The sequence below is a fragment of the Reichenbachiella carrageenanivorans genome, from assembly GCF_025639805.1.
Lineage (GTDB): Bacteria > Bacteroidota > Bacteroidia > Cytophagales > Cyclobacteriaceae > Reichenbachiella > Reichenbachiella carrageenanivorans.
In genome coordinates this window covers 244,003-253,885 of the sequence record NZ_CP106735.1, presented here as the reverse complement: position 1 = coordinate 253,885, position 9,883 = coordinate 244,003, and the positions used below count along the sequence as shown (strand labels likewise).

4 protein-coding genes are annotated in these 9,883 nt (G+C 42.2%); 2 read left to right on the top strand and 2 right to left on the bottom strand.

Annotation, left to right across the window (positions count from 1 at the left end):
- Nucleotides 1-51: 51 nt before the first annotated feature.
- Together N7E81_RS01090 and N7E81_RS01085 are read left to right on the top strand one after the other, a co-directional pair.
- Complete coding sequence (locus tag N7E81_RS01090) at nucleotides 52-978, top strand: PorP/SprF family type IX secretion system membrane protein (protein ID WP_263051437.1); 927 nt, start codon at nucleotides 52-54, stop codon at nucleotides 976-978.
- A gap of 12 nt (nucleotides 979-990) precedes the next feature.
- Nucleotides 991-3,438: an OmpA family protein gene (locus N7E81_RS01085; RefSeq protein ID WP_263051436.1), complete on the top strand. Its 2,448-nt coding sequence runs from the start codon at nucleotides 991-993 to the stop codon at nucleotides 3,436-3,438.
- A gap of 219 nt (nucleotides 3,439-3,657) precedes the next feature.
- On the opposite strand, the gene N7E81_RS01080 is transcribed toward N7E81_RS01085, so the two are convergent.
- Both N7E81_RS01080 and xerD read right to left on the bottom strand, forming a co-directional pair.
- The gene (locus tag N7E81_RS01080; protein WP_263051435.1) at nucleotides 3,658-8,766 is read right to left on the bottom strand and encodes a T9SS type A sorting domain-containing protein; all 5,109 of its coding nucleotides are present in this window, start codon (nucleotides 8,764-8,766) and stop codon (nucleotides 3,658-3,660) included.
- A gap of 175 nt (nucleotides 8,767-8,941) precedes the next feature.
- The gene (xerD, locus tag N7E81_RS01075) at nucleotides 8,942-9,841 is read right to left on the bottom strand and encodes a site-specific tyrosine recombinase XerD (protein WP_263051434.1); all 900 of its coding nucleotides are present in this window, start codon (nucleotides 9,839-9,841) and stop codon (nucleotides 8,942-8,944) included.
- Between the last annotated feature and the right edge of the window lie 42 nt (nucleotides 9,842-9,883).

Here is a 9,883-nt window from a genome sequence, read left to right as displayed (position 1 = left end):
TATTGAAAAATTCCTCTAAAGGAATCAAAACTTGAAGAAAACTACCTGAAGATGAAAAACATAAAAATCATATTAATCACCATAAGCCTTTTGTCAGTTCATTTCGGACTAAGAGCCCAGCAGCAGGTCATGTTTACACAGTATATGTTTAACCAGCTGGCGATCAATCCTGCTTATGCTGGCATCCATGATGGGATTAGTACTAGTTTTTTAGCACGCAATCAGTGGGTAGGATTCGAAGGAGCACCTAAGACACAGACTTTTTCGATTCATAGCCCGATTAAGTATCGATCGATTGCTTTGGGTGCCGTGCTTATTCGAGATGAAATTGGACTAACAGATCAGTTTGGTGCTTATTTTAGTTCAGCCTATCGAATCAATTTTTCTAATAGGAGCAAATTGTCATTTGGACTACAGTTGAGTTTCAATCAATATCAAGTAGACTATTCAGAAAACACAAATAATGACCCAAATCTTGCAAACCAAAACATCAACGATATTTCTCCTAATGCAGGTGCAGGTGTGATGTGGCATTCTGATCGATTTTATCTCGGTTTTTCTATTCCCCAGTTAGTGAGTAATTCACTTAATTCAATAGGAGAAGGTTCGCTGGATCCAGATGCCAAGCTAGTCAGACACTATTTTATGAGTGCTGGATATGTTTTCGACCTCAGTCGTAATCTGAAATTGAAACCAAATCTATTATTTAAGTGGGTGCAAGGAGCACCATTCGAAATAGATATCAATGCCAATTTTCTAATCAAAGAACTGATTTGGCTTGGTCTATCTTATCGTTCGATGGATAGCTTCGACGCATTATTTCAGATACAAGTGACACCACAGTTTCAGTTGGGATACTCTTATGATTTCCTAACCACTACTGATCTGAGTAGAGTCAATAGCGGTTCGCATGAGATCATGATCAATTATGTATTTAATGTGAAAAGCGACAAAATCGTAACCCCAAGATACTTTTAAACCCTATCCGTCATGAGCAACATCAAAAAAATACTCGTCGTACTCGTTTATCTCATTCTTTCAATTGTGCTTTTTGTGACAACTGCAGAGGCATTGCATGCCAGTCAAAAGAAAGATATAGGGGCACTGAAGCAAAAATCTTACGAACGAATCAAGAGACGTGCAGCGGATTATTATAGCAATTTTGCTTACGCCAAAGGCCTTGAAGTATACAAAAAGGCTTTAAACAAAAAACCAACTGATGACACACTCAAATTAGCCATTGCTGATGGTTTTTTTCAAACACATGAATTGGACAGTGCAGCGCATTGGTATAGAGACGTGATTGCAGAGGAAGGATTGGTCGATGATGACAGGCACTATATCCAATATGCCGAAACGCTCATCCATCAGGCGAGATATGAAGAAGCCAAAGTATGGTTTGAAAAATTCGAAACTAACAACCCAGAAGACAACAGAGTAAAAGCACGTTTGGAGGGACTCCAAAAACAGTTGAGTTTTCGTAGGGATTCGGTGCTTTTCGAAATATGGAATGCCCCTTTCAATACGGCGGGATATGACTTTAGTCCTACTTTTTATAAGGGGGGGGTGATGATTGTGTCGTCAAGAGCAACGGCACAAGTCACCCAGTTTTTAAAACCTAAATATAAATGGGATCAGTCCTATTTTCTCAATCTATTCGAAGTAGATGCAAATAACGAAGTGACAGAATTTGATAAGCGTCTGAAAACAAGTTATCACGAAGGCCCCGTGGCTTTCTATGATCAGGGGACTAAAGTGATCTTTACAAGAAACAGCTACGAAAAAGGCGAACTCCGGGTGAGTAATAGCAAAATACATGTACAAGGATCGAAGGTGTCAGCCAGCAAAACAGGAGCCGTAAAGCTTAAGCTTTTCTATTCAGAACTCTTGAAAAACGAAAAATGGGCTACCCCCGTTCCTCTGTCGTTTAATGATACCAACGTGTCCTCAGGGCACCCAACGGTGAGCGCAGATGGGAAAAAACTCTATTTTGCTTCAGATCGTGAAGGCGGTTTTGGAGGTATAGACCTGTACGTATCTACTCAAACCGATAGCATATGGGAGGCGCCTGTCAATATGGGTGCCAGTATCAATACTGAAGGAGATGAGATGTTTCCTTTTATAGATGAAGAAGGCATTTTTTATTTTGCATCCAACGGTCATATGGGATTGGGTGGTTTGGATATTTTTTACGTCGATTTGAATCAATTCAATGCTAAACCCAAAAATATGGGCTACCCGATGAATACCGCAAGCGATGATTTTGGACTGACTATCAAACCTGACGGATCAGATCTAATGGGTTATTTCTCCTCTAATCGTCCAGGAGGTAAAGGGCTGGATGATATATATGGGTTTCATTACACCAGAAAAAAAGCTCAACCTGGGCGAGTGGTCGATCTTATTACGGGTTTGCCGCTAGAAGGGGCTGAAGTATTGGCCATTACGGATGCGGGGGATACGCTAGGTAGACTGGTTACAAGTGCCGATGGTACTTTTAGCTTCCCTTATGAGTGGAACAGTGCATATACTGTTTCGAGCACCAAGGATAAATATTCAAGAGACTTCTTGGCCTTTACGCCAGCAGATTTACCAGAAGGAGATGTGATAGAGCTTAGAATTACTAAGGAGTTGTTGGTTATCAAAGGGGTGACCTATCGAGAGCAAAACAATCAAGAATTGGGAGCGGTGAAAGTCATTGTGAAAAACGAAAATACAGGAGCTGTATTCGGGATGACTACAGAGGCCAATGGAGCCTATTCTTTTTTGGCAGAGCCCAATACGACTTATTCATTTCTTATGAAAAAATATAGATATCTCTCCTTTGCCAATGACTTGACTACTGGTTCTGAGCGATCTGGAGAAATCATTAATAATGGTTCTCTGACTGAAATAGTGATAGGAAAACCGATAGAGTTAAATGATATACATTTCGACGTAGCCAAATGGAATATTAGAGAAGATGCTGCGCTAGAGCTGGATAAGTTTACTCAGAAGTTAAATGATAACCCATCGATTATTGTAGAGTTGAGTACACATACTGACAGTCGTGGTGGAGATAGGTACAATTTAGATTTGTCCGACAAGAGAGCGAAATCATCTGCCGACTATGTGACCGCTCATGGTATTTCTGCGGAGCGATTGGTGGGTAGGGGCTATGGAGAGTCGAGGCTACTTAATGGCTGTAGCAATGGCGTGAAATGCTCTAAAGAACAACATCAAAAAAATAGGCGTGCAGAATTTAAAGTCACAGGCTTTTTGCCAGAAAAAATGACCGAAGAAGAATTATACATTCTTTGGATATCTCCTGATTATCGATCGGTCAATCTATCGATAGCGGAGAGAGAAGAGTTGGCTATGACTGATAAAGAGTTGAGAGAATCTTTGATTGCTAAAGATAAAGCAGGTTTCAAAGATGTCCAGTCTGCCAAAAAGTAGTTTGTTTTAGTGAAGAGTGATTTATTTAGAAAAAGTAAATCGTCTGTAGATCATACGATTTACGTGTTGGAAGAGGGGATAGGAGACTGACAAGGAAGTATATGCTTCCTTGTTTCAGCTCCTTGGATTAAGCGCTTAACTATTCAAAAAATAACCCAAGCAATAAGTGGTGACTTAACCACTTATTGCTTGGGTTTGTTGTTTTGTTAGAAAAGGAAACTACTCTACAACAATCCGATCTAGTATGATCTGGCTTGGCATACTCACTCTTATCAAATATAACCCTGGTAGGAGAGTGCCTACATCTATTGTTTTTTGATTATAATTTTCTAAAATGGAACGCCCCATGCTGTCTAGGATCTCAATTTGTTTGACCTCGTTAGAGGTGGAGACAGTGAGTAAATCAGACACAGGGTTAGGAAATAGCGTAAGCTGATTTGCCAAAACACCTAGTGTAGAAACTGTTTTTGAATATTCATATGAACCATCTAGATCGACCATTTTCAACCGGTAGTATGTTTTTTCAAAATTGGCTTGGTCGACCCAAGTGTATGTCTTCTGTTGGTTAGTGTTTTGATGAGAAGCTACATATCCAATCTTTTGAAAGTCTTTGCCATTTTTGCTTTGTTCTATCTCGAAGTGGCTGGAATTGATTTCGGAGGCTGTGACCCATTTTAGTTTAGTGTCGTTTTTGTTTTCATACACATCGAAAGACAAGAGTGTAACTGGTAATGGAGCAGCATCTTCAGCCATTGTATAAGAAGAAAAGCTTTTTATACTGCTCACAGATAATACTCTAGGGTTGCTTCCGCTTGCGCTAAACGGCCCAGCCACTTCCTCATAGCCAGATCCGCCGTCTCTAAATACAGAAAGGGCATCGGTGTCTTTGGAGTTGTCGAAGGCAGAAGCCCAAGTGAAAGTGACATCTCTACCTGTCGTGGCTGGTTGGCTGGTTACAGTGATGTCCCACACTGCTGCGATCGAACTATTGGTATTGGGAGTGGTAACCACTGCGTCTGGTCCTGTATGTCGGATAATCTTGATATCGCCTACATCTTCTCCAGCGGCTAAATTGAGCCCTAAAAAATCGATGGCTCCAGTATTGATTGTTCTAGTATCCATACAGACTTGCCCTATGATATAACTGGTAGCAGTTTCGATAGGGGCGCTGGCAGTGTTACTAAGGAACATAGTTCCAGTGGCTACATTCAATAATCCATCTGTCATGGTAATGGCACCTGTGATGTTTAGGTCTCCATTGACTGTAAGTGTTTTTCCTGTTCCATTTACTTCGAGATTGGCTATGGAAGGGGAGTTTGTGAGTTCTAGGAATAGATTTTTACTCACCTGAAGAGCTCCTGTGTATATTCCTCCATCTACATAGATTGTTCCTCCTTCAGTAATAAAATCATGTACTTCTTGTTTTCTGATTAAGCCTCCAGTTTGAGCTCCCAGCGTGGTTAGATGAAAACCAGATAGATTAGGTTGAAAACCTTCGATATTTAGGTCAGTATCTGTGCCGTCAGCTAAGAAAGGGGTGAAATCATTGCCATTTACCCATGTGTTGATTTCAGATGGATCTACAGTGTTGAAATAATTGCCAGACAAATCGATGCCGCCACTAGCAGCGATGCGACCATTGCCATTCTGATCAAAGTTAGAATGGGTGACTTCTAGTGTGCAATTGGCATCCTGCTTGTGCATGCCATCAAAAGAGCCGCTGGCAGGGTTGGTAAAGTAGCATTCTGAGACGGTACATGAGGCATAGGCTCGTACATTCAAGTGATAGCCACCGCCATTAGGGTCGAAGCCATTATTGGTGAAAGTGGTTCCCGTGATGTCCAAGTGAGCATTGTGACCACGTACATAGACGGCCCGGTTTTCATTGTCATGAATATTACTATTACTCAGTGTGGCAGTAATACCAACTTCGTCATCGTCTGATCCATCATATGGAGCTGATTGCTGAAAGTCTGCCATATAAATGGCAGCATAATCTGATCCCGCATGTTGCGTGCCTGATATGTCCAGGTTATCCATGGTCAAGGTGATATCGTCTGTTACTACAGGAGTTACATCCCCTTTAGCGAAAGCATAGATGCCTGCTTGTGCATCAGGGTATGCTACATCGGTATCTAAAGGAGAAAAGTTCTCTATGGTTAGATTTTGAACCACTACTGTACTAGGTGCAAAGTGCCCTGCTCTGTCGTCGTTGGATATTTCTACACCTTTTACTATTTCAGAGATTGTACCTCCGTCTATAAGAAGTGGGTCTGCGTCATTTTCACAGTCGTGCACGAATATGCCAAAAGAAGTATTTTGGATGTCGTTGTTTGTGACTTCTGCATTTACAGTGCCATTGAGTCCATAGAGATATATGCCAGCACTAGGTGTAGTAGCTGTTTGTGCATTCTCAAGACCTAGCATGTTTACTTTATTATCATTCACCGTGATGGTGCCTGATGAGGCATTTTCTACTTGAATACCTGCTTGGTTAGCATAGATAAGATTGTTGGAGAGTGTGATGCCTGTATAGCCATCGCTTGCTATGCCTATAGACGCATTGCTCGTAATGTTGTCAGTTCCTATTTGAAATCCGTCGATCGTTACATTGTCGGCAAGGACGGTGATGGCGTTGCTAGCTGCGCCAGGGTCTAAGACCGTTTCTACAGTGCGGGTGTCAGCTCCAGGGCTGCCAACATTGGCGCCATTCATGGTCATAGATTTGTCGATTGAGAGACTTTCTGTAAATGCTCCACTTGATACGGTGAGTGTGCCAGTGGGTGTCAGTAGGTCGATCCCATCTTGAATGATTCCATTAGATGTTACTTCTACATTATCTGCTGTCACCAACGAAAGGGTAATGTCTGCATTTAGGGTGGCTGAGGCAAAATTAGGCGTGCCAGTGCCAGAGAGCGTAAGTGACTTATTGATGTTTAGGTCATCGGAGTAGCTGCCATTTGCGATGTTTATCGTGCCACCAGCTTGTACTAGTGAATAGGCTGCACTCAAGGTCCTTTTAGGAGTAGAGATAAGAATGCCGTCATTACTATCGTCACCAATAGTACTTACATATACATCTGTCAATGCGGTGAAATTGGAGCCTAGTGTTTCGTCTCCTAGCGTAAAATGTCCTAAACCCAGTGTGAGTACATTAAGAAGCGAGGCAGGAGTGGCTATTGGAGCATTTCCATCTCCGCCGAGATTCACCCAAACCGCAGTTTGAAATTGGGCAATACGTAAATTGGCAGGGTCAGAAATTAGATCCTCTGCGCTATATGTAAGTGAAATTTTGTCTGCTGCAGTGACAGGTGTAGAAGGAGTCACTGTCCAATAAAAATCTGGATGAAGTTTGACTAATAAAGGAGGAAGGGCTACTGACAGCCCTCCAAGGCCAGATGGAGCTGATTCGGTAAATGAACCCTCATAGCTGGTAGTGGATGCTTGGTCTACTCCTTCTAGGCTGACTGGGCGGTAGTAGGTGCCACCCACAGGGAAGTATAAAAAATTATCAACTGTAATACCAGCTACTTCATGCACAAAATTACCGACCACATAGGAGTTGTCATTGCCTGACAAGGCCGTGTTGCCAGTGAAGGTTAGGTTGTGAGCAGTAGCATCCACGAGTCCGTTTTTGAGAGAAATCCATTCGGTAGACAATTCGCTAGCTAAGGTGATGTCGCCTGATGTACGATCGATCACGACACGTTCAAACCCCGAAGAGGTGTGGAGATCTGGTAGCGCACCATTCCCTTCTATAACAAGACCAGCTGTGCTGCCTCCAAAAATAGTACTGGCACCTGTTACTGTACCTTGTACCATGAGATTTTGATCTTCCAAGTTGATCAAATTGGTCAAGCTTAAAATGCCTGATACGGCAAAGTCACTCCCCATGGTCATGGCACCACCATTTACACTCAGGTTCTCAAAAGTGGTTCTGCTGTCTGTACTCAGGTAGCCAGCACCTGGAGATATCAGTGTGAGTGGCTGACTGACGGTAGTCGTACCAGCTATAGTGCCCGCAGGGATGTTTTGAATGATTGCTCCTGAAGATGCACCTGCCAGTGCCGCACTTATGCTTGCATAGCTGTTGTGGGCATCGTCTACTATTTCATTGGCCAGTTCATCAGATTGAGAGGTGGCGGCACTTGATCCATAATTTTCAAAATCAACTGCTGAGCCTCCCCAGTAGTTGTGACTTAGAGTTAAGGTTCCATTATTTTCTTCGTTGAGGACGGTGAATGCTCCGTCATTGGCAAACGAACAATGAGAAACAGTGACTGTAGTCATATTTATACCATTGTTATCCGCTTTTCCCATCTCTCCAAAACGCAGGTCACTCACAAGCCCGTCGAGGATCACGCCATCTAAGGTTAGATTGGTGAGGGATGCGGCAGGGGAATTGTATGAGCCTGCATCTGTTCTTGCTTTAATAGTGAGTGCTGCAGCACGTCTATTTTCAATTGGGGTAGCAGGGTTGTTGGGACCTAAAGAGCCGCAGCCTATAATTCGAGAATTTCTAATTTCAATATCTTCATAGTTTTGCCATTTGAGATTGATGTCAACCCCAGCATTAAATCCATTTAAGGGATTTAGTCCACTATTGATTACAGAAATATTTTCAAAAAGGGCATTGTTAAGGTTCTCTATATAAAACCCTTTGTCTGTGTTGTTATTGAAAGTACAATTCCTGAAGATTACGTTATCTAGGTAATTGTCAGTATTGGTAGCATTAGACATTTGCGAATAAAAACCAAACCTAGAATTATCCATGGTGGTATTGAGTACCGTTAGGCCGTTAACGGCACTGCCTGCGTTAGTTAAATTTACTAACAATCCTGTGCTTGTCGCTCCGTTCAGGTTACAGTTATTAATTAGGATGTTGCTGACAGTAGTCGCATGGTCGATATGAATGTTTCTACTATACCCATTGCTAGATACATTTTTAATGGTTACAAAAGAAGCCTCTATATCAATGCCAGGAGAGGCGCCTCCTAGCATTTGGACATTTTCTACCACGACTTCATTGGTACCATTAGTTGTAGCTGTGATGTCCATCGATTGTATGATGGTGGCTTCACCTCTACCGCTGAGTGTAACACGCTCGCTAATGTTACATGAGGCAAATGTGCCTTCTGATAAATTGATAATATCCCCGAGTGATGATTGACCTATTGCATAATTGATGGTCTGGCAGGGGTTGTGAGGGTCATTACATTGGTTAGCGTCGGTTCCAGATGGATTTACATATCGATTGGTTTGAGCATTAGACCAAAAGGGGAGGCAGATCAACGCAAAGAGCGTAACTTTTCTTAGCTGAGTTTTCATTAAAGGTAGATTTATTTATGTGTAGTCGGTTTGACGAATTCTTATTCATACTTATTTTCATTAAATTTCCTCAATAATGCTTCCTTAAAAGTAGTAAAAAAAAAGGAGAAGAAAGGGGTGTGAGATGCCTATGTATTGAATAAGAGGGGGTTGTTTGGTAAGAGGTGTGAGCAGGTTAGCTTCGAGGATGAAAATCTCTGATGATTTGTGTGAGATAATCACGATCCAAATGGGTGTATATTTCTGTAGTGGTGATAGACTCATGTCCCAGCATTTCTTGTACGGCTCGTAGGTCTGCACCTCCTTCTATCAGGTGTGTGGCAAAAGAATGTCTAAACGTGTGCGGACTTATTTTTTTATTTAGTCCTATTCTAAGCGCAAGGTTTTTAATAATGGTAAAAATCATTACTCGGGTCAGTTGTGCTCCTCTACGATTTAAAAACACAAAATGCTCGTGTCCTTTTTTTATGTCTAAGTGACAACGTACATGATCTACATATATATTGAGATGCTTCAAGGCTTCTCTGCCAATGGGGACTAGACGTTCTTTGTTGCCCTTGCCAATTACACGTAAAAAACCAATGTCGTCGAGCACACAGTTGAGTTGTAGATTCACTAACTCAGACACCCGCAGTCCAGAGCTGTAGAGCGTTTCTAGCATGGCACGATTACGAGGCCCTTCGGCAGTACTCATGTCTATGGCTGCTAGCAGGGTGTCTATTTCTTGCACATTGAGCGTGTCGGGTAGTTTACGCCCCAGTTTGGGTGCTTCGATCAGTTCGGAGGGATCTTTATCGATATCGCCTTCGAATACTAAGTATTTGTAAAAAGATTTGATGCCTGACACGATGCGAGCCTGTGAGTAGGCCGACATGCCTAGTTCATGGATGTATTCGAGGAGATCTCGGATGTCAGAGTCTTTCACTTTTAGCGGACCAATGTCCGATCCACTTAGAGTTAGGAATTGCTCCAGCTTTACAACATCTTGGACATAAGCTTCTACGGAGTTGGGAGCCAGTGAGCGCTCCAACTGCAGGTAGGATTTGAATTGTTTGATGTAAAAGCTCCAAGACATAGTGGTGAAAATTCCCTTTCAGTAAAAATGTACTATTTTAGA